We start from the raw sequence: 19,198 nt of genomic DNA on the forward strand, positions 1-19,198 counted from the left end.
GGCGTCGCTCAGGCGGTTTCGTTGAACAGTTCGCGGCCGATCAGCATGCGGCGGATTTCGCTGGTGCCGGCGCCGATTTCGTACAGCTTGGCGTCGCGCCACAGGCGGCCCACCGGGTATTCGTTGATGTAGCCGTTGCCGCCCAGGATCTGCACGCCCTCGCCCGCCATCCAGGTGGCTTTCTCGGCGGTGTACAGGATCAGCGCGGCGCAGTCCTTGCGCACCTGGCGCACGTGCTCGGCGCCCAGGCGGTCCAGATTCTTGCCGACCTGGTAGCAGAAGGCGCGGCTGGCCTGCAGCGTGGTGTACAGGTCCGCGACCTTGCCCTGGATCAGCTGGAATTCGCCGATGGCCTGGCCGAACTGCTTGCGGTCATGGATATAGGGGACGACCACGTCCATCACGGCCTGCATGATGCCCACCGGGCCGCCGGACAGCACCGCGCGTTCATAGTCCAGGCCGCTCATCAGCACCTTGACGCCGCCGTTGACCTGGCCCAGCACGTTCTCTTCCGGGATTTCGCAGTCCTGGAACACCAGTTCGCCGGTATGGCTGCCGCGCATGCCCAGCTTGTCCAGCTTCTGCGCCACGGAAAAGCCCTTGAAGCCCTTTTCCACCAGAAAGGCGGTGATGCCGCGCTGGTGCGCTTCGGGATCGGTCTTGGCGTAGACCACCAGGGTGTCGGCGTCCGGGCCGTTGGTGATCCACATCTTGGTGCCGTTCAGCACGTAGCGGTCGCCCTTCTTGTCGGCGCGCAGCTTCATGCTGACCACGTCGGAACCGGCGCCCGGCTCGCTCATGGCCAGGGCGCCCACGTGTTCGCCAGAAATCAGCTTGGGCAGGTACCTGGCTTTCTGGGCGGCTGTGCCGTTGCGGTTGATCTGGTTGACGCACAGATTGGAGTGCGCGCCGTAGGACAGGCCGATGGAGGCGCTGGCGCGGGAGATTTCCTCCATCACGACCATATGGGCCAGATAGCCCATGTTGGCGCCGCCATATTCCTCGTCGGCCGTCATGCCCAGCACGCCGAGTTCGCCGAATTTGCGCCAGAGGTCCATGGGGAACTGGTCGCTGCGGTCGACTTCTGCGGCGCGCGGCGCGATCTCGGCCAGTGCGAAATTACGCACCGCGTCGCGCAGCATGTCCAGATCTTCGCCCAGGTCGAAGTTCAGGCCGGGAAGGTTCATCGCTGTCTCCGTGATAGTAGGTACTTACTATTTTGTGGGCGCCCGTGTCCGGCGCCAGCTTGCCGCGCGTGGCTCATGATGCGCCGATCGGCCATCGCCGCGCAATGATGCACTGCAAATATTACGTTTACGTAAACGTAAATTGGAGTCGGGTTATCCCTAGGTAATTCAGCCCTGCCCAGGGAGTTGCGCTGAGTAAGATGCCAGCCGATCCTTGAATCCTGAATCATTGCGATGGAGTCTGCCGTGCTCGAACTATCCAACCTGGACGAAATTGTGGCGCTGCGGCGCGACATCCACATGCATCCGGAGCTTTGCTACGAAGAGCATCGCACGGCCAAAGTGGTGGCGGACACGCTGCGCGGCTGGGGCATCGAGACCCACACCGGCATCGCCAAGACCGGGGTGGTCGGCGTGATCAAGCGCGGCACGTCGGATCGCGCCATCATGCTGCGCGCCGACATGGACGCCCTGCCCATGCAGGAAGAGAACCAGTTCGAACACCGCTCGCGCCACGACGGCAAGATGCACGGCTGCGGCCACGACGGCCACACCGCCATGCTGCTGGCCGCCGCGCGCCATCTGCAGGCCGAAGGCGGCTTCGACGGCACCGTGTACCTGTGCTTCCAGCCGGCCGAGGAAGGCGGCGCGGGCGGCCGGGCCATGATCCAGGACGGCCTGTTCGAGCGCTTCCCCTGCGAAGCCGTGTTCGGCCTGCACAACTGGCCGGGGCTGCCCGCCGGATCCATCGGCGTCTGTTCCGGTCCGATGATGGCGGCCGCCAACGGTTTCAAGATCACCGTGCGCGGCAAGGGCGGCCATGCGGCCGCGCCGCAGGACTGCAGCGATCCGGTGCCGGCGCTGTTCGCCATCGGCCAGTCGTTGCAGACCATCCTCACGCGCAGCAAGCGTCCGCTGGACGCCGCCGTGCTGTCGATCACCCAGGTGCAGGCCGGCGGCAGCGTGATCAACGTCATCCCCAACAGCGCCTGGCTGGGTGGCTCGGTACGCGCTTACAGCACGGCGGTGGTCGACCTGATTGAACGCCGCATGAACGAGATCGCCGGCAACATCGCCGCCGCGCACGGCTGCGAGGCCGACGTGTTCTTCGAGCGCCGCTATCCGGCGCTGGTGAACACCGTGGCTGAAACCGAGTTCTGCATGGAAGTCATCCGCGAGGTCGTGGGCGAGGACAAGGCAATGGTGATCGAGCCGGCCATGGCCTCGGAAGATTTCGCCTTCCTGCTGCAGGAAAAGCCCGGCTGCTACGTGTTCCTGGGCAACGGCGACGGCGAGCACCGCATGGCCGGCCACGGCCTGGGTCCCTGCATGCTGCACAACGCCAGCTACGACTTCAATGACTCCCTGATTCCGGCTGGCGCGTCGTACTGGGTACGCCTGGCGCAACGCTATCTGGCCTGATGTGCTTCACGCCTTTCGTTTTATCTGACGCAGTGCCACGCAACATTACCAGGACGATATGAAAAAGAAGACATTGCTGATCAAGGCCGCGGGGGCGGCCTTGGCAATCATGGCCAGCGGCGCCATGGCGCAGAACTGGCCGGCCAAGCCCGTGACGCTGGTCGTGCCCTACACCGCCGGCGGCAGCGCCGATGCGATCGGACGCCGCCTGGGCGACGTCCTGCGCAAGGAAAGCAACATAACCGTCATCGTCGAGAACAAGCCGGGTGCGGGCGCTTCCGTCGGCACCGACTTCGTGGCGCGCGCACAGCCGGACGGCACCACGCTGCTGCTGGCTTCCACCAGCCCGCTGACGATCTTCCCGCATCTGGCCAAGACCAACTATGACCCGATGAAGGACCTGACGCCCGTGGCCAGCGTGGCGGTAGCGCCCGTTGCCATCGTCGCCACCAAGGCGCTGCCGGTGAAGGACTTCGCCGGCTTGATCGACTACGCCAAGTCGCATCCCGACGGCGTGCGCTACGGCACGCCGGGCCAGGGCACCGTGGCCCACATCGGCATGTCGGCCGTCACGGCGCAGACCGGCACCAAGATGCTGCACGTGCCTTACCGCGGCAACAGCCAGGCGCTGACCGACGGCCTGGGCGGCGTGGTCGAGCTGCTGGTGGTCAATAGCGACGTGGTGCTGCCGCACGTCGCCAGCGGTGCGCTCAAGCCGCTGGCCGTGATGGCGCCCGAGCGCCTGGCCGCATGGCCGGACGTGCCCACCATGGCGGAACTGAAGATGCCGCAGGCGCAGTACTACTCGAACTTCGGCGTGTTCGCGCCGGCCAATCTGCCGCCGGCCGTCGCGCAGCCGCTGCAGGCCGCCTTGGCCAAGGCGGTGGCCAGCGCCGAATTCCAGGACCTGTTGGCCAAGTCCTACCTGCAACCGGGCACCGCCACGGGCGAGGCCTTCGCCAAGCAGGTGCAGGCGGAATTCGCGAACAACGCGCGAGTCATCAAGGAAGGCAACATCAAGGCCGAATAAGCTCTGCCTGGCAAAAAAGCGCGCGACCCCTGGGGGTTAGGCGCGCTTTTTTTTGAGCCGGCCCAAGACCGCGGACGCTTCGAGAGGCTTGCCGCAGCCTACGCGCTGCGCGGCCCGAACATGATCACCATCATTCCGGCCAGGCACAGCCCCACGCCCAGCCAGTCGCTCATGCTGGGCCGCACGCCGTCCACGGCCCACAGCCACAGCAGCGCCATGCCGATATAGACGCCGCCATATGCCGCGTAGACGCGGCCCGAAGCCGTGGGGTGCAGCGTCAGCAGCCAGGCGAACAGCGCCAGGCTGGCGGCCGCCGGCGCGAGCAGCCAGATGGAATGGCCTTTGCGCAGCCAAAGATAAGGCAGATAGCAGCCGACGATCTCGGCCAGCGCCGTCAGGATGAACAGCGCGAGGGTTTGCAGGGCGCCCATGCGCGTCCCGCTAGGGCTTTTGCGCGAGCAGCTCGCGGCATTGCTGTTCCTGCTGCGCGATCTCGCGCAGGGTATCCTCGATGTCGCGGCGCTGTTGTTCCAGCGTGGAGCGGTGCTGTTCCAGCACGCTCAGGTACTGGCGCAGCTGAACCGCGGTGTCGCCCGGCCCGTCGTACATGTCGATCAAGGTCAGGATCTCGGACAATTGCAGGCCCAGGCGCTTGCCGCGCAGGGCCAGCTTCAGGCGTGTGCGGTCGCGCGGCCCGAAGATGCGGTTGCGTCCTTCGCGCGCCGGGCTGACGATCCCCTGGTCTTCATAGAAGCGGATCGTGCGGGGCGTGACGTCGAACTCGCGCGAGAGTTCAGAGATGGTCCAGGTTGACGGGGACATGCGGCGTGTGGCAGTTTACGTAAACGTAAATTATGATGACTTGACCCAATCGTCAAGCGTGGAGGAGAGGCAATGAATCCGAACGAACAGAAACTGCAGTACCCCTGGGCCGATTTCCAGCCCGAAGCCGGCCGTTCGCACGTGGTGGCGGATGGGGTCAAGTGGATCAGGATGCCTCTGCCGTTCGCGCTGGATCATATCAACCTCTGGCTGCTGCGCGACAACATCGACGGCCGCGACGGCTGGACCATCGTCGACTGCGGCATCACCCGCGATGAAGTGAAGACGCTGTGGGAACGGGTATTCGAGACCGAACTCGAAGGCCTGCCGGTGCTGCGCGTGATCGTCACCCACATGCATCCCGACCACATCGGCCTGGCGCACTGGTTGTGCGAACGCTGGAATGCGCCCCTGTGGATGACGATGACGGACTTCATGGTGGCCTCGCTGTGGTCGTCGCGCCGCGGCGAAGCCGGCGGCGGCCCGGGCGGCCAATCGGCGGTGGACCACTTCGCGCGCCATGGCCTGACTGACCTCGACGCGCAGGAGCAGATCCGCCAGCGCGCCAATTACTACCCCAACCTGGTGCCGGCCGTGCCCGCGCGCTACACCCGCATCCTGCATGGCGACGCGGTGCGCATCGGCGGGCGCGACTGGCGCGTCATCGTGGGCTATGGCCACGCGCCTGAACACGCGTCGCTGTATTCCGCCGACCTGCGCGTGCTGATCTCCGGCGACATGGTGCTGCCGCGCATATCCACCAACGTCAGCGTGTTCGACTACGAGCCCGACGCCAATCCCCTGCCTCTGTACCTGCGTTCGCTGGACGGCTACGCCGATCTGCCCGACGACACGCTGGTGCTGCCTTCGCACGGCCGGCCTTTCAAGGGTCTGCACGAGCGCATCGCGCAACAGCACGAACACCATCGCGACCGCTTGGCGGAAGTGCTGGAAGCCTGTGCGGTCCAGCCGCAATCGACCACCGACATCGTGCCGGTGCTGTTCAAGCGCAAGCTCGACCTGCACCAGCTGACCTTCGCCATGGGCGAAGCGCTGGCGCACCTGCATGCACTGTATTTCGAAGGGAAGCTCAAGCGCGCGCTGGGCGCGGACGGCATCATGCGGTTTTCGGCTGCCTGAGCGCCGTCTCAGTCCAGCGTCACACCTGTGTCGGCGGTCAGCTTGAGGACGATCGGAAGATAAGTCTGATACTCGGCCTCGGCTTCGTGGGGCAGGTTGCCGATCGGTTCCAGGTCCATCGCGAGCAGCCGCTCGCGGACCTCGGGGCTCTGCACCGTGGTGCTGATCTCGCGACCCAGGCGTTCGACGATGTACGCAGGCGTTTGGGCGGGGGCCAGCAGCGTCGTCGGCGTAATGGCTCGATAAGCCTCATCGTCGTAGCCTGACTCGGCCATGCTTGGGACGTCCGGCAGACTGTTGACGCGCTTTCTGCCAAGTACTGCGAGGGCTCGTATCTTGCCGGCGGCGAGGGGCTGCTTGAGCGTGAACACGGAACCCAGGGCAATGTCGATCTGACCGCCAAGCAAGGCCGTCATGATCGGCAGTTCGCCCTTGTACGGCACGTTCAGGATGTCGATGCCGTAGGTCTTGTTCATGTAGTGCTGAATGAGGTGCGGCGTGGAGCCCGGTCCCCACGATCCCATTCGAAGCGCGCCAGGCTCCTTTCTTGCATACCCTATCAGCTCATCGATGTTCTTGATGGGGAGCGCACTGTTTATCACGATCACTCCCGTACTCTTGACGATATCTGAGATGGGCCGCAACTCGGTACGCGGATCGTACGGCAGCTTCTTGAAGAGCGCCAGGTTGGCGGTGATCGGCGAGGCTAGCGTCAATAGCAAGGTGTAGCCGTCCGGGGCTGATTTGGCGACGTAATTGGTCGCGATGATGCCGCTCGCGCCAGGCTTGTTCTCCACGAGCACAGGTTGGCCGAGCCGCTTGCCCAAGCCTTCGGCAAGCGCGCGCGCGATGGTGTCGACCTGCCCGCCGACCTGGTAAGGCACGACCAGATGCAAGGGCTTTGACGGATAGTCGGTCTGAGCGCGCGCGGACAAGGGCAGGATGGCCAGCGCGGCGGCAAGCAATCCGATCCGTCTGGCAACCGCCGCCAGCGCTTGGCTGGCGTATTTCCAGTACAAATGTTTGTCTTGATGCATGACCACTCTCCTTGCGCCGCAAGAGGTGGCTATCGGCGTCCATGCCTAGGCCTGTGTTGGGGCGGTGCGGCAATCTTGGACTGTGGGCGCCGGTCCGCAAACTGCAAATTCCGCATGTACATATGGGAAATACACAGGGCGCGCGCAGCGCAGGTGGGTCGGGAAGGGTTTTCGCCGCCTCTTCAACGCGAGGCGGTCGCCAGCCGCACGGCCAACCCGACAAACACCAGCGCGGCGATCCGGTTCAACCAGCGCTTGGCCGTCACCGAACGCTGCAGCAGTTCCCCGAACGCGCCCGAGAAGAACGCGATGGCGCCGAACACCAGCAGCGTGGACACCATGAACACCGCGCCCAGCTGCATGGTCTGCAAGCCCACGCGGCCCAGCGCCGGTGAGGTGAACTGCGGCAGGAAGGCGAAGAAGAACAGCAGGACCTTGGGATTGGTCAGGTTCATCACGATGCCGCGGCGATACAGCGCACCGGGCTTCATGGGTTCGGGGCGCTTGCCGTCCTCGGGTTCGACCGGCGCGCGCAGGATCTGCCATGCCAGATAGGCCAGGTAGGCGGCGCCCGCAAGCTTCAGCACGGTGAAGGCCATGGGCGAGGCCGCGAACACGGCCGCCAGCCCAACGGCCACGGCGGCCGTATGCCCCAGCAGCCCCGTGCACAGCCCCAGCACCACGAACATGCCGGCCTTGCGTCCCCAGATGGCGGATTGCATCAGCACGAACAGGTTGTCCGGCCCTGGAGTCAGGGCCAGCAGGACGGCAATGCCGAAGAATGCGATCAGGGTGTCGATGGGCAGCATGGGGTTCGCCTGGAACGGTTCGACCGGCTTCGGAAGGCCGGAAGTGGCATCATAAAGGGAAAGACGTGCCCATCATGCATGCCGCATGCGTCCCTGGCGGGGCGTGTGCGACCCGATCAGGAGAGACAACCGCCATGCCACCATCCGCCATGCCGCATTCCCCGCAGCCCTTGCAGGCCGCCGACGCACGCCCCGATGCCGCGCTCGAGGCGTGGCTGCATGCGCGCCACAGCTGCCGCGCCTTCCTGCCCGAACCGGTCGGGCGCGGCACCATCGAGCGCATCCTGGATCTGGCGCAGCGCGCCGCGTCCTGGTGCAACTGCCAGCCCTGGCAGGTGACGATCACGGAAGGCGCGGGTACGGAACGCTTGCGCGACGCGCTGCAACGCCGCGCGGAACAGTCTGGCTTTACGCCGGATTTTCCGTTTCCGCGCGAGTATCAGGGCGAGTACCTGGCCCGTCGGCGCGAATCAGGCTTCCAGCTGTATGGCGCGGTCGGCGTGGCGCGCGGCGACCGCGAGGCATACCGCCGCCAGGAAATGCGCAATTTCCAGCTGTTCGACGCGCCGCACGTGGCCATCATCACCACCGACGAGGCGCTGGGCGAATACGGCGCGATGGATTGCGGCGGCTATGTGGCCAATTTCCTGCTGGCGGCCCAGGCCAATGGCGTGGCGACCGTCGCCCAGGCATCCCTGGCCATGTACCCGGAAGTGCTGCGCGAGGAACTCGGCATCGCCGCGGACCGCCGCGTGGTCTGCGGCATTTCCTTCGGTTATGCCGACACGGCGCACCCCGCCAACAGCTATCGCACCAGCCGCGCCCCGCAATCCGAAACCGTTACCTGGATCGGCGAATAGGGACAGGCTGCGCCTGGCCTGATATGGTTCATCCTGATCGCTTTTATTCCGCCCCTGTCCATACGCAAGCAGTCCACTGAAGATGCCCACCAAACACATCGATACGCTTCTGCAGCACGCAGGCACCGCCCCGTTCAACCCTGAAACCGGCACGGCGCCGGTGCCCCTGCCGCCGATGCGGGCCAGCACGGTGCGCTTCGAGAACCTCGCCGCGCTTGAAAAGGCCCAGCGCGACAAGGCGGCAGGCGGCCGCGCCTCCACCTACGGGCGCATGGGCATGGACACGCATGCGGCGCTGGAAGAAGTCTTCACCCAGCTCGAAGGCGGTACGCATTGCTACCTGGCGTCCTCGGGCCTGTCGGCGATGACCATGGTCATGATGGCTCTGTGCTCGGCCGGCGACCACGCACTGATCTCGGACTGCGTCTATGGTCCGATGCGCGAACTCGACGACGCGGTGCTCAAGCGCATGAACATCGAGATCACCTACTTCGCGGCTGGCGAGGATCTCGAAGCGCTGGTGCGTCCCAACACCAAGCTGCTGTACGTGGAGTCGCCGGGATCGCTGTTGTTCGAGATGCTGGACATGGGCGCCATGGCCGCTTTCGCGCAGAGCCACGGGCTGGTGCTGGCCACCGACAACACCTGGGGTTCGGGCTACATCTACCGTCCGCTGACGCTGGGCGCGCAGGTGTCTGTCATCGCCGGCACCAAGTACGTGGGCGGGCATTCGGACCTGATGCTGGGCGCCGTCGTCACCAATGACGAACAGATAGCCCGCAAGCTCAACCGCACGCAGTACGCCATGGGCTATTCGATCAGCGCTGACGACGCCTGGCTGGCCTTGCGCGGCGTGCGCACCATGCCCATCCGCATGGCCCAGCATGCGCGCCATGCCATGCAGGTGTGCGAGTTCTTCAAGAGCCGTCCCGAGACCGTGCGCCTGTTCCACCCGGCCTGGCCGCAGGATCCCGGCCACGCCCTGTGGCAGCGCGATTGCACCGGCTCCAATGGCATGCTGTCCGTCGAGCTGCGCCTGTCGCCGGCGGCGGCGCGCGTGTTCGTGGATTCACTGACGCTTTTCGGCATCGGTTTTTCCTGGGGAGGCTACGAAAGCCTGGTGCAGCTGGTGTCGGGCAAGGACCTGGCCAAGCACCGCTACTGGGGCGAAGGCGACAACGCCCTGGTGCGGCTGCATATCGGCCTGGAATCGCCGGACGACATCATTGCCGACCTGACCCAGGCGCTGGAAAAAGCCGCGGCCGTCCAGGGCTGAACGACGCAAGGCGCGGCGGCCTCAGGCGGCCGCGCTACGTATCCACGCGCCGATGCGCGCGGCGATGTCGTCGCTGTTGTCGTCCATCATGGGCATGTGCGAATTGCCGGCAATGCCCATGTCGGCCAGGCGCCAGGTTTGTACGCGGGCGCCTTGGCGCGCCAGCTCATCGGCATAGGCCTGGCCGGTGGCGCACAGCTTTTCCCATAGCGGCGTCGCGTCCAGGTAGTCGCCATAGACGAACAGAAAGGGCTTGTCCGCCACGGCTTGGGCCGTCACCTCGGACGAGTAGCCCGAGGGTTCGATGCCGATGACGCCGCGCACCAGGTCCGGCCGCGCATGCAACGCGCGGTAGGCGACTTCGCCGCCCTGGCTGTGCGCCATCACCAGGCACGGTCCGACGCGGTCGAGCACCGCGCAGAATCCCCGTAGGGCCGCATCGTTATTGCCCAGCCAGCGCGGTACCGCGTGGCGGATGAATTCGTCGAACGCGGCGACCGGAAAGCGCTGCCCTTCGAACGCGCGTCGCGCCGCGTAGTCTTCGGCGCGGCCAAAGCGGAACAGCGTCCAGCTTTCCTCGGCATTGCGGATGATGGGCGGCTCGGGCCAAACCTGTGTGAACGGGGCCCAGCCTGCGCGGCCACGCTCGACGTTGTCCACGACGTACACCGCATGTCCCTGCCGCAGAAAGTGCTGCATCCAGCCGGGCCTGCCGTCGGGCGTCTGCTCCCACATCGCGCCCGTCATGCCACCGCCATGCAGCAGCACGATGGGCAGCGGATGCGCCAGGCGCGCCGGGATGAAGTACTGCACGTAGGCCTGCTCGAAGTGATACAGGCCGTTGGGGTCATACGCCAGCGATGCGCTCTGCGTGAAGGCGATCTCGCGCTGCGGCAGGCCGTCGATACGCACCTGCCGCCCGCCCGCGTAGAAGCTGCCGAAGTCGGCCAGGGCCACTGCCTCGGGCGGCGCTTGCGTCATGGCTTGACCAGAGGACATTGGCTTTCCGACAAGGGCCAGGCCAGCGCCGCGCCAGGAATGTTGCGCACGATGTTGTAGTAGTCCCAGGGCGCCTTGGACTGCGCCGGCGTCTTGACCTGTGCCAGCATCATGTCGCGCACCACCAGGCCGTCTTCGCGGATGCGCGCGTTCAGGCTGAACGGGTCGTCGATGGGCAGCGATTTCATCTTTGCCATGACGGCATCGGCGTCCACCGTGCCTGCCGCCTTCACGGCTTGCAGGTAATGGCGCACCGAGCCGTAGACGCCTGCCTGCAGGAAGGTGGGCGGACGCCCCACGCGGGCCTCGAACTTCTTGGCGAAGGCGCGCGTGCCGTCGTTCATGTCCCAGTAGGACGGCACGGTCAGGTAGGTTTTCTGCGCGGCTTGCAGGCCCAGGCTGTGCACGTCGGTGATCAGCAGCAGCATGGCCGCCAGCTGCTGCGCGCCGCCGATGCCGAATTCCGCGGCCTGCTTGATGGCCGAGATGGTGTCGCCGCCCGCGTTGGCGATGGCGATGATCTGCGCCTTGGAGGCCTGCGCCTGCAACAGGAAGGATGCGAAGTCCGACGCGTTCAGCGGGTGGTAGACGGTGCCGACGACCTCGCCGCCGTTGGCCTTGACCACGGCCTCGGTGTCGGCCGCCAGCTGCTTGCCAAAGGCGTAGTCGGACGCCAGGATGAACCAGCGCTTGTTGCCCTCGTTGACCACGGCGGTCGCGGTGCCGCGCGACAACGCGTAGGTGGTGTAGGTCCATTGCACGCCGTAGGGCGAGCACTGCGCCTGGGTCAGCGCGGTGGTGCCAGGACTGGAGAACAGCACCAGTTTCTTCTTGTCGCGCGCGATGCCCTGCACCGCCAGCGCGACCGACGAGTTGGGCACGTCCACGATCACGTCCACGCCGTCGGTGTCGTACCACTTGCGCGCCATGCCGCTGCCGATGTCGGGCCGGTGCTGGTGGTCGCCCGAGACCAGCGAAATCGGCTTGCCCAGCAGGGTGCCGCCCATTTCCTCGATGGCCAGGCGGGCGGCTTCGACCGAGCCGCGGCCGGTGGCGTCGGCGGTGACGCCCGCCATGTCCGTGAGTACGCCGATCTTCACGCCGTCGGTTTCGTTGGCTTGCGCCAGGCCGGCGGCCAGCGCCAGGCACAGGCCCAGCATCGCGCGTTTGCGCGGGAATCGCTGCTTCATTTGTCTTCCACCCATTGTGTGCCGCTGTTGCGGCGATTTGTTGTGCGGAAAGTGTAGCGCGGGCTCGGGCGGGAACCGCAAAGAAAAACGCCCCGGCCGGCAGGCTCGGGGCGTTCGGGATTCCGGCTGGAAAGTATCAGTTGCGCGCCAGCGGGATCAAGCGGGTCACTTCCTTCAGCGCGCCTTCGTAGCTGTTGCCCGCCATTACCGGCGAGGTCATGAACTTGCCGCCGACGGCGAACGACGGAGTGCCGTCGATGCGGTAGGCGTCGGCCAGCTGGGTGGCGCGCTGCACCTGCGTCTGCACGCTGAACGAATCGAAGACCGAGTCGAACTTCTCGCGGTCCACGCCCTGCGTGGCGATCCATTCGCCCATCGCCTTCTTGTCGAACAGGCGCTTGTGCTCGCCGTGGATGGCGGCAAAGACCTTGGGGTGCAGATCCGGGCGGTCCAGGGCGAGCAGCGTGTAATAGAGCTGCTGCAACGGCTTCATGCCGGCGTTGAACGCGATCGGAACCTGCTTGAGCACCACGTCCGGCGGCGCGGTCTTGGCCCAGTCTTCAACCATGGGCTCCATGGCGGCGCAGTGCGGGCAGGTGTAGGCGAAGAATTCCAGGACCTCGATCTTGCCCGGGGTGTCCGACGGCAGCGGCGGATTGATGGCGATGGACTGCTGCGTACCTTGCGCGTGGCTTGCCGGGCTGAAGAATGCCGTGGCGGTCAGCGCGGCCGCGGCCAGGATGCGGATTATCTTGGGGGACAGCATGGATGAGAGGTTCCTGAGTAAAAAGTTACAGACAGGCCCGGGGCCGGATAAGTTCAATGCTTGCGTGCGCGGCGGCCCACATTACTGGCGCACCACCGCGGTTTCGATCTTGTTCTCGCCCAGGCGGCCGCGCGCCCGGTTCATGTCGTCCAGGCGGGCAAAGGGCCCCACCCTGACCCGATTGATGGGCTTGCCGTTCACTTCGGCCTTTTGCACCGCCACCGGCAGGCCCAGCAGGATGATGCGGGCCTTGAGGGACTCCGCGTCGTTCTCGCCCCGGAAGGCGCCAGCCTGCAGGTAATACGTGCCGTTGGCCGCGGAGGCGGTGGCGGCCGGCTTGGGAGCCGGCGCGGGCGCAGCGGCGGGGGCGGCCTTGGAGATAGGCGTGGGCGCCTGGCTGGGGGCGGCGGACGGCGCGGCCGAAGCCGCGGCGGGCGCCTTGGACGTAGGCAGGGTGGCGATCAGCGCGCCCAGGTCGTCCAGCTTGGCGGGGGTGTCATCGCCCTTGGAGGCGGCGGGTCCGCTGGCCTGACCCGTGCCGGCCCCAGGCAGCGGCGCGGGCGCCGTGGCCGTCGGGCCGGTGGAAGGGGTGCCGGCGCCGCCGTCGCGGCCGTACAGGCCGGCGTTGGGGTCCGGCGCCTGGCGCGGGTCCGGCAGCTTGCCGTTGTCGCCCTGGCGGCTGGCCCGGTCGACGAAGGGCACTGGCGCCTTGGTGACGTAGAAGGCGACGACGGCGGCTACGATCAGGCCGATGAGCAAGCCGGCCAGCGCGCCGTACAGGGTGCTGCCGCTTTCGCCGGAGGAACGGCGGGTGGTTTTGCGCTTGGTTGCCATGAACCGATGTTACATCCGCTCGGGCGCCGATACGCCCATCAGCTCCAGCCCGTTGGCCAGCACCTGGCGCGTGGTCGAGGCCAGGCGCAGGCGGGCCAGCTTCAGGGCCGTGTCGTCGACCAGCACGCGCTCGGCGTTGTACCAGGCGTGGAAATCCGAGGCGCAGTCGCGCAGCCAGAAGGCGATGTGGTGCGGCGACAGTTCCTGCGCCGCCAGCGCCACCACGTTGGGGAATTCGGCCAGGCGCTGCATCAGCGCGAATTCGGTCGGCGCGGTCAGCAGCGCCGCGTCGGCCTGGGCCACGTCGGCGGCCGGCATGGCGGCGTTGTTGATGACCGAGCAGATGCGGGCGTGCGCGTACTGGATGTAATAAACGGGGTTCTCGTCGCTCTTGGACAGCGCCAGGTCCACGTCGAACACGAATTCCGTGTCGGCGCGGCGCTGGATCAGGAAGTAGCGCACCGCGTCGCGGCCCACCCAGTCGATCAGGTCGCGCATGGTCACGTAGCTGCCGGCGCGCTTGGAGATCTTGACCTCTTCGCCGCCGCGCATGACCTTGACCATCTTGTGCAGCACGTAGGCCGGGTACTCCTTGGGAATGCCCTCTTCCAGCGCCTGCAGGCCGGCGCGCACGCGCGCCACGGTGCCGTGGTGGTCGCTGCCTTGGATGTTTACGGCGCGATGGAAGCCCCGCTCCCATTTGGCCTTGTGGTAGGCCACGTCCGGCACGAAGTAGGTGTAGCCGCCTTCGCTTTTGCGCATGACGCGGTCTTTGTCGTCACCCGTGCCCAGTTCGGTGGTGCGCAGCCAAAGCGCGCCACCTTCCTCGTAGGTGTGGCCGCCGGCGATCAGCGCCTTGACGGTCGCTTCGACGCGGCCGGAGGTGTAGAGCGAGCTTTCCAGGTAGTAATTGTCGAATGCCAGGCCGAAGGCCTGCAGGTCCAGGTCCTGTTCGCGGCGCAGATAGGCCACGGCGAAGACGCGGATGTCGTCCAGGTTGTCGACGTTGCCCGTGGCGGTGACGTCCACGCCATCGGAGTGGACGGTCGCGCCGGCCTGGAAGTCGCGCGCGATGTCGGCGATGTAGTCGCCCTTGTAGCCGTCGGCGGGCCACTCGGGGGAATCGGTCGTCAGACCGCGGGCGCGGGCCTGCACGCTGATGGCCAGGTTCTGGATCTGGTTGCCGGCATCGTTGTAATAGAACTCGCGGGTGACGTCCCAGCCGATGGCGTCATACAGGCGGCAGATGGCATCGCCCAGTGCGGCCTGGCGGGCATGGCCCACGTGCAGCGGGCCGGTGGGGTTGGCCGACACGAATTCGACCAGGATCTTCTCGCCGTTGCGCGGCGCGCGGCCGAAGGCGGCGCCCTGCTCGGCCACGGCGGCGATGACGGCCTGGCGTGCGGCGGCGGTGATGCGCAGGTTGATGAAGCCGGGGCCGGCGATTTCAGCGGACTCGATCAGGCTGGCGGCGCCGGGTTGCGCCATCAGGGCGTCGACGATGGCCTGGGCCAGTTCGCGCGGGTTGCGGCGGGCCGGCTTGGCCAGCTGCATGGCCACGTTGGTGGCGACGTCGCCGTGGGCGGCGACCTTGGGGCGCTCCAGCAGCACATTTGCCACGGCGTCGGGCAGGCTTTGCGCGACGGCGGCCTGGATCAGGGAGATAAGCTGTTTTTGTTGCTCGAGGAGCATGGGCGTCTGGAGAAGTTCTGAGTTAGTGACGGACGCGCCCGCACAGGCCGGACCTGTCGGGCGGAGCGGACAGGGGCGGCGTAGCCGGGCGGACCGCGCGCGCCGGATTCATGGCCGCGTCAGGTCCCGCTGTCACGGGAATCTCCTGAATCATAGCTTGATTTGGCCATCGGACCGGCCTGCGCCAGGGGCGCGGACGCGGCGGCGGCAGGTCCGGGGGGACGGATGGGGCCGGTCCATCGGGCCTGCTGCCCCGGGCCAGTTGGCAGCCCCCTGGTGTTGCGGTAGTGTATGTAAGTAATCAATGTGGGAGACTGGAATATGCTGATCACCTTTCATTCCAAGGTCGTGGCCGAGGTTCTGATGCTGACCGACCATGCCGGCGCGCTGCTGCTGGCGGCCGGCAAGTCCTTCAAGGACAAGATCCCGGAGCGCGGCGTTTTCACCGTCGAGCAGCTGGGGCCGGCCATCAGCGGCATCGAACGCGCGATCGACGAATACCAGAGCGCCCATGACGGCTCCGAGGAAGAAGACGAGGACAAGGCCCCGGCCTCGCCCATGGCCCGCATGGTGGGCCTGAAGGAACGCGCCTTTCCCCTGCTGGACATGATGCGCCAGTCCTTGGCGGCAAACGCCGAAGTCACCTGGGAGGTGTCGCGCGGCTGGTAAGCCGGCGAGCCCAATGTCGCCGGGCGGACAATCTGCCCGGCGTTTTTTGCCTACCCTACTCGCCTGACGCCACCCCAAGGAACCCTGACATGCGCAGCGACATCACCATCGTTTTCGACTCCCGCCGTTCGCTTGACCTCTCGGCCAGCGTCGAGCCCTCGCCGCAGCGCCAGAGCGATGCGCGCGACTGGTTCGACAGCGCCTGGGAAACGCTGGGTTGCGAACCGCTGCGTCCCAGCGGCAAGGTCCTGCTGCTGGACAAGGTGCTGGGCGTGGCCGACGCGCTGGGCTACGACACCCTGTCCACCGACGAAAAAGAGGCTCGCGAGTTCGCGGAGCACCTGGCGCTGGCGCTGGAACGCCCGCGCATCACGGTGGATTTGCCGGGGCTGACGGTAGGTTACTGAGCGACCCGGCCTCATCCTCAAGCAAAACTGCCCCCGTAGGGGCAGTTTTCATTTGAGCCGGTCCCGCAGGCGGGACTAGCGGATGCCAGCCCGCATGAAAGATTGCACGAACTGCCGTTGGAACAGCAGGAAGGCGATCAGGAGCGGCGCCGCCGACATCAGCGTGGCGGCCGTGATGACCGACCAGTCGATGCCCTGGTCGGTGGACGAGAACACCTGCAGACCCACCGTTAGCGGCCGCGATTCGACCGAGTTGGTGATGATCAGCGGCCACAGGAAGTTGTTCCAGTGGTGGCTGACCGATACCAGCCCGTAGGCCACGTAGATCGGCTTGGCCAGCGGCACATAAACCTTCCAAAGCACCTGAAGCGCGTTGGCGCCTTCCATGCGCGCGGCTTCTTCCAGTTCCCGAGGCACCGTCTTGAAGGTCTGGCGCAGCAGGAAGATGCCGAAGGCGGATGCAAAGTAAGGCAGGCCGATGGCGAACACCGTGTCGCGGATGCCCAGCTGGCTCATGGAGCGGTAGTTTTCCACCAGCAGCACGTCCGGCATGATCATCAGCTGCAGCAGCACCAGCATGAAGACGAAATCACGGCCGCGGAACTCGAAGCGCGCGAAGGCGTAGCCGGCCAGCGTCGACAGCACCAGTTGCGCCGCCAGCACCATGGTGACCAGCAGGAAGGTGTTGAGGAAGTAACGCGGGAACGGCGCCGCGTGCCAGGCGCGCACGAAGTTGTCCAGCGTCAGCGGGGCGAACAGGTCGAAGCGGGTTGCGTAGGCGGGCGGATGGAACGCCGCCCACATGGCATAGGCCAGGGGCAGGATCCACAGCAGGCCGAGCGCCCAGGCGCCCAGGGTATCGAGCTTGTCTTTCATTGATAGTGCGTCCTGCGGTCCAGCCAGCGGAACTTGACCAGCGCAGTCAGCGCCAGCACCACCAGCAACACGACGGTCAGCGTGGCGGCGTAAGCCGTGTCCCAGAAACTGAAACCCACCTGGTAGATGTAGTACAGCAGCAGCGTGCTGGCGTTATCCGGTCCACCGCGCGTCATGACCACCACGTGGTCCACCAGCCGGAACGCGTTGATCAGGGCATTGATCAGCACGAAGAGGGTGGTGGGCATCAGCAGCGGCCACAGGATGCGGCGGAAGTACTGCCAGCGCGACGCGCCTTCCAGCATCGCGGCCTCGCGCAGCGACGGCGATACTGTCTGCAGGGCGGCCAGGTAGAAGATCATGAAGAAGCCGGACTCCTTCCAGACCGTCACCAGCATCAGCGCGGGCAGCGCGGTCTCGCGGTTGCCCAGCCAGTTGGGGCCTGGCGAGCCGAACAGCTGCATCACCTGGGCGATCAGCCCGTACTGCGGCGTGTAGAAGAACAGCCAGATGTTGGCCACCGCGACCATGGGCAGCACCGTGGGCGTGAAGTAGGCCATGCGCAGGAAACCGCGACCGCTCAGGTTGCGGTTGACCCATAGCGCCATGATCAGCGCGATGCCGATGGACGTGGGGATGGTGCCCAGCGCGAACCACAGGTTGTTCCACAGCGACTGCCAGAACACCGGGTCGTCGAGCATGACGGCGTAATTGTCCAGCCCCACGAAGCGCGCGGGGCGCGCGCCCTTGGGGGTGGAGAAAAAGCTGTGCCATAGCGTCGCCACCGCCGGGTAGTGCGTGAAGGCGGCGAGCAGCACGATGGCTGGCAGCAACAGCAGCCAGCCATAAAGCGCGTTTAAAGAGCGGCTCATCGTGCTTGTCGGCTTTACTTGTAGGGACGCAGTATGCGGTCGGCCTCGCGTTGCGCGTCGGTCAGGGCCTGTTGCGGCGTCTTGGAACCGGTCAGGGCCGCCTGCAGGGCGTCGTTCAGGGTCTTGGTGACGCGCTGGTTTTCATGCGTGGAGAACTCCGCCACGCTGACTTCCAGCTGGTCGCGCGCGACCGCGGCGGCCGGCACTTCCTGCGCGTACTTCTTCATCTTTTCGGTCTGCCAGGCGGCCGGGGTTACGGCCACGTAGCCCGTGGCGATGCTCCAGTCGGCGGCGCGCTCGGGCGTGGTGACCCATTGCGCGAACTTCAGCGCGGCCTGCTGCTGCGCCGGCGTGCCGCTCTTGAAGATATAGAAGTTGCCGCCGCCGGTCGGGCTGCCGCCGCGCTTTTGCTGCGGCATCATGGCCACGCCGAACGGGAAGTCCGCGTTCTTGCGGATGTTGGTCAGGTTGCCTGTCGTGGTCCAGACCATGGCGGCCTTCTTTTCCAGGAAGTCCTTGGGCGTGGTGCCCCAGTCGATGGTGCCGGTCGGCATGATCTTGTGCTTGGCCGACAGGTCGCGCCAGAACTGCGCGGCTTCCACCACCGCGGGCTTGTCCAGGTAGACCTCGTTGCCGGCCTCGTTCATCAGGATCGCGCCGTTGGGCGTGGTCAGCGCCTGGAACAGCCAGTAGGCGAAGGCGCCGCCCGAGGGGATCTCGATGCCCCACTGCGTGGTATTGCCGGAGGCGTCCTGCTTGGTCAGCTTCTTGCCGTATTCGACCAGTTCGGCCCAGGTCGCCGGCGCGCGCTCGGGATCCAGCCCCGCGGCCTTGAACAGGTCCTTGTTGTAGTACATGACGATGGTCGAACGCTGGAACGGCACGCCCCAGGTGTGGCCACCAGTGCGGCTGTTCTGCATGAAGGCGTCATAGAAGCCGCCCAGCCATTTCTTGTCGGCGTCGCTCTTGGCCAGGCTGTCGATCGGGACGATGGCGTCCTCGTCGATCAGCGTGAACATGTCGGTGGACAGCAGCACCGCCAGCTGCGGCGGCGTGCCGCCCTTGAGCGCGGTCAGCGCCTTGGCGATGGAGTCCTGGTAGGAGCCCGCGTAGATCGGCTTGATCTTGATGTCGGGATTTTCCTTCTGGAAATCCGCCACCATGTCGTCGACGATCTTGGTGATCGGGCCGCCGACCGCGACGGGGTAATAGAACTCCACCTCGACGGGCTTGTTCTGCGCCTGCGCAGGCAGCGACAGGCAGGCGGCGGCCAGGCTGGCGGCCAGGGTTTTCAGTACGATGCGACGCAT

General features: G+C 66.2%; 20 protein-coding genes. 7 read left to right on the top strand and 13 right to left on the bottom strand.

Annotation, left to right across the window (positions count from 1 at the left end):
* Positions 1 to 8: 8 nt before the first annotated feature.
* The gene (locus tag IB268_RS00825) at positions 9 to 1,187 is read right to left on the bottom strand and encodes an isovaleryl-CoA dehydrogenase (RefSeq protein ID WP_125471016.1); all 1,179 of its coding nucleotides are present in this window, start codon (positions 1,185 to 1,187) and stop codon (positions 9 to 11) included.
* Positions 1,188 to 1,433: 246 nt separating this feature from the next.
* Here IB268_RS00825 and IB268_RS00830 point away from each other — a divergent pair, with 246 nt between their 5' ends.
* Positions 1,434 to 2,609, top strand: a complete 1,176-nt coding sequence (locus IB268_RS00830) for a M20 aminoacylase family protein (RefSeq protein WP_192353697.1) — start codon at positions 1,434 to 1,436, stop codon at positions 2,607 to 2,609.
* Positions 2,610 to 2,667: 58 nt separating this feature from the next.
* Positions 2,668 to 3,639: a tripartite tricarboxylate transporter substrate binding protein gene (locus IB268_RS00835; RefSeq protein ID WP_192352912.1), complete on the top strand. Its 972-nt coding sequence runs from the start codon at positions 2,668 to 2,670 to the stop codon at positions 3,637 to 3,639.
* A 98-nt stretch (positions 3,640 to 3,737) separates the two neighbouring features.
* Here the strand turns inward: IB268_RS00835 and IB268_RS00840 are convergent, their stop codons facing one another.
* Both IB268_RS00840 and IB268_RS00845 read right to left on the bottom strand, forming a co-directional pair.
* Positions 3,738 to 4,070: a YnfA family protein gene (locus IB268_RS00840; RefSeq protein WP_054455615.1), complete on the bottom strand. Its 333-nt coding sequence runs from the start codon at positions 4,068 to 4,070 to the stop codon at positions 3,738 to 3,740.
* A 10-nt stretch (positions 4,071 to 4,080) separates the two neighbouring features.
* Positions 4,081 to 4,461, bottom strand: coding sequence for a MerR family DNA-binding transcriptional regulator (locus IB268_RS00845; RefSeq protein WP_054455614.1), 381 nt, complete (start codon positions 4,459 to 4,461; stop codon positions 4,081 to 4,083).
* Positions 4,462 to 4,533: 72 nt separating this feature from the next.
* Between IB268_RS00845 and IB268_RS00850 the strand changes: the two genes are divergently transcribed.
* Positions 4,534 to 5,601 carry an MBL fold metallo-hydrolase gene (locus IB268_RS00850; RefSeq protein WP_192353698.1) on the top strand — a complete coding sequence of 356 codons (1,068 nt, stop codon included), beginning with the start codon at positions 4,534 to 4,536 and terminating at the stop codon, positions 5,599 to 5,601.
* An 8-nt stretch (positions 5,602 to 5,609) separates the two neighbouring features.
* Here IB268_RS00850 and IB268_RS00855 read toward each other — a convergent pair whose 3' ends face one another.
* Positions 5,610 to 6,638, bottom strand: a complete 1,029-nt coding sequence (locus IB268_RS00855) for a tripartite tricarboxylate transporter substrate binding protein (RefSeq protein ID WP_192353699.1) — start codon at positions 6,636 to 6,638, stop codon at positions 5,610 to 5,612.
* Positions 6,639 to 6,820: 182 nt separating this feature from the next.
* The gene (locus IB268_RS00860) at positions 6,821 to 7,447 is read right to left on the bottom strand and encodes a LysE family translocator (RefSeq protein WP_054455611.1); all 627 of its coding nucleotides are present in this window, start codon (positions 7,445 to 7,447) and stop codon (positions 6,821 to 6,823) included.
* A 134-nt stretch (positions 7,448 to 7,581) separates the two neighbouring features.
* Here IB268_RS00860 and IB268_RS00865 point away from each other — a divergent pair, with 134 nt between their 5' ends.
* Entirely contained in the window at positions 7,582 to 8,307 is a 726-nt protein-coding gene (locus tag IB268_RS00865; protein WP_054455609.1) for a nitroreductase, read from the top strand.
* 82 nt (positions 8,308 to 8,389) lie between these two features.
* Positions 8,390 to 9,583, top strand: coding sequence for a cystathionine beta-lyase (metC, locus tag IB268_RS00870; RefSeq protein WP_370540001.1), 1,194 nt, complete (start codon positions 8,390 to 8,392; stop codon positions 9,581 to 9,583).
* Between the two features lie 21 nt (positions 9,584 to 9,604).
* Here metC and IB268_RS00875 read toward each other — a convergent pair whose 3' ends face one another.
* The 5 genes from IB268_RS00875 to argS form a co-directional block, all read right to left on the bottom strand.
* On the bottom strand, positions 9,605 to 10,582 hold the full coding sequence (locus tag IB268_RS00875; protein ID WP_192353700.1) for an alpha/beta fold hydrolase: 978 nt from the start codon (positions 10,580 to 10,582) through the stop codon (positions 9,605 to 9,607).
* Positions 10,561 to 11,772 (bottom strand): ABC transporter substrate-binding protein, encoded by a 1,212-nt coding sequence (locus IB268_RS00880; protein WP_119449842.1) that lies wholly within the window; start codon positions 11,770 to 11,772, stop codon positions 10,561 to 10,563. The genes IB268_RS00875 and IB268_RS00880 overlap by 22 nt, the downstream gene beginning before the upstream one ends.
* A 136-nt stretch (positions 11,773 to 11,908) precedes the next feature.
* A complete protein-coding gene (locus tag IB268_RS00885) occupies positions 11,909 to 12,538 on the bottom strand; it encodes a thiol:disulfide interchange protein DsbA/DsbL (RefSeq protein ID WP_054455603.1) in 630 nt (209 codons plus the stop codon).
* A gap of 81 nt (positions 12,539 to 12,619) precedes the next feature.
* Entirely contained in the window at positions 12,620 to 13,372 is a 753-nt protein-coding gene (locus IB268_RS00890; RefSeq protein ID WP_054455601.1) for an SPOR domain-containing protein, read from the bottom strand.
* A gap of 9 nt (positions 13,373 to 13,381) precedes the next feature.
* Positions 13,382 to 15,064: an arginine--tRNA ligase gene (argS, locus tag IB268_RS00895; RefSeq protein ID WP_175181657.1), complete on the bottom strand. Its 1,683-nt coding sequence runs from the start codon at positions 15,062 to 15,064 to the stop codon at positions 13,382 to 13,384.
* A gap of 321 nt (positions 15,065 to 15,385) precedes the next feature.
* On the opposite strand from argS, the gene IB268_RS00900 reads away from it, so the two are divergent.
* Together IB268_RS00900 and IB268_RS00905 are read left to right on the top strand one after the other, a co-directional pair.
* Complete coding sequence (locus IB268_RS00900; protein ID WP_054455597.1) at positions 15,386 to 15,733, top strand: DUF1840 domain-containing protein; 348 nt, start codon at positions 15,386 to 15,388, stop codon at positions 15,731 to 15,733.
* 89 nt (positions 15,734 to 15,822) lie between these two features.
* Entirely contained in the window at positions 15,823 to 16,140 is a 318-nt protein-coding gene (locus tag IB268_RS00905) for a hypothetical protein (protein ID WP_054455595.1), read from the top strand.
* A 75-nt stretch (positions 16,141 to 16,215) separates the two neighbouring features.
* Here the strand turns inward: IB268_RS00905 and IB268_RS00910 are convergent, their stop codons facing one another.
* From IB268_RS00910 to IB268_RS00920, 3 genes are read right to left on the bottom strand one after another with little or no spacing between them, the layout of a single operon-like run.
* Positions 16,216 to 17,016, bottom strand: coding sequence for a carbohydrate ABC transporter permease (locus IB268_RS00910; RefSeq protein ID WP_042795754.1), 801 nt, complete (start codon positions 17,014 to 17,016; stop codon positions 16,216 to 16,218).
* Positions 17,013 to 17,888: a carbohydrate ABC transporter permease gene (locus tag IB268_RS00915; protein ID WP_054455593.1), complete on the bottom strand. Its 876-nt coding sequence runs from the start codon at positions 17,886 to 17,888 to the stop codon at positions 17,013 to 17,015. The genes IB268_RS00910 and IB268_RS00915 overlap by 4 nt, the downstream gene beginning before the upstream one ends.
* A 14-nt stretch (positions 17,889 to 17,902) precedes the next feature.
* Entirely contained in the window at positions 17,903 to 19,198 is a 1,296-nt protein-coding gene (locus tag IB268_RS00920) for an ABC transporter substrate-binding protein (RefSeq protein ID WP_054455591.1), read from the bottom strand.

The organism is Achromobacter sp. ACM01 (genome assembly GCF_014851745.1).
GTDB classification, from domain to species: domain Bacteria; phylum Pseudomonadota; class Gammaproteobacteria; order Burkholderiales; family Burkholderiaceae_B; genus Achromobacter; species Achromobacter aegrifaciens.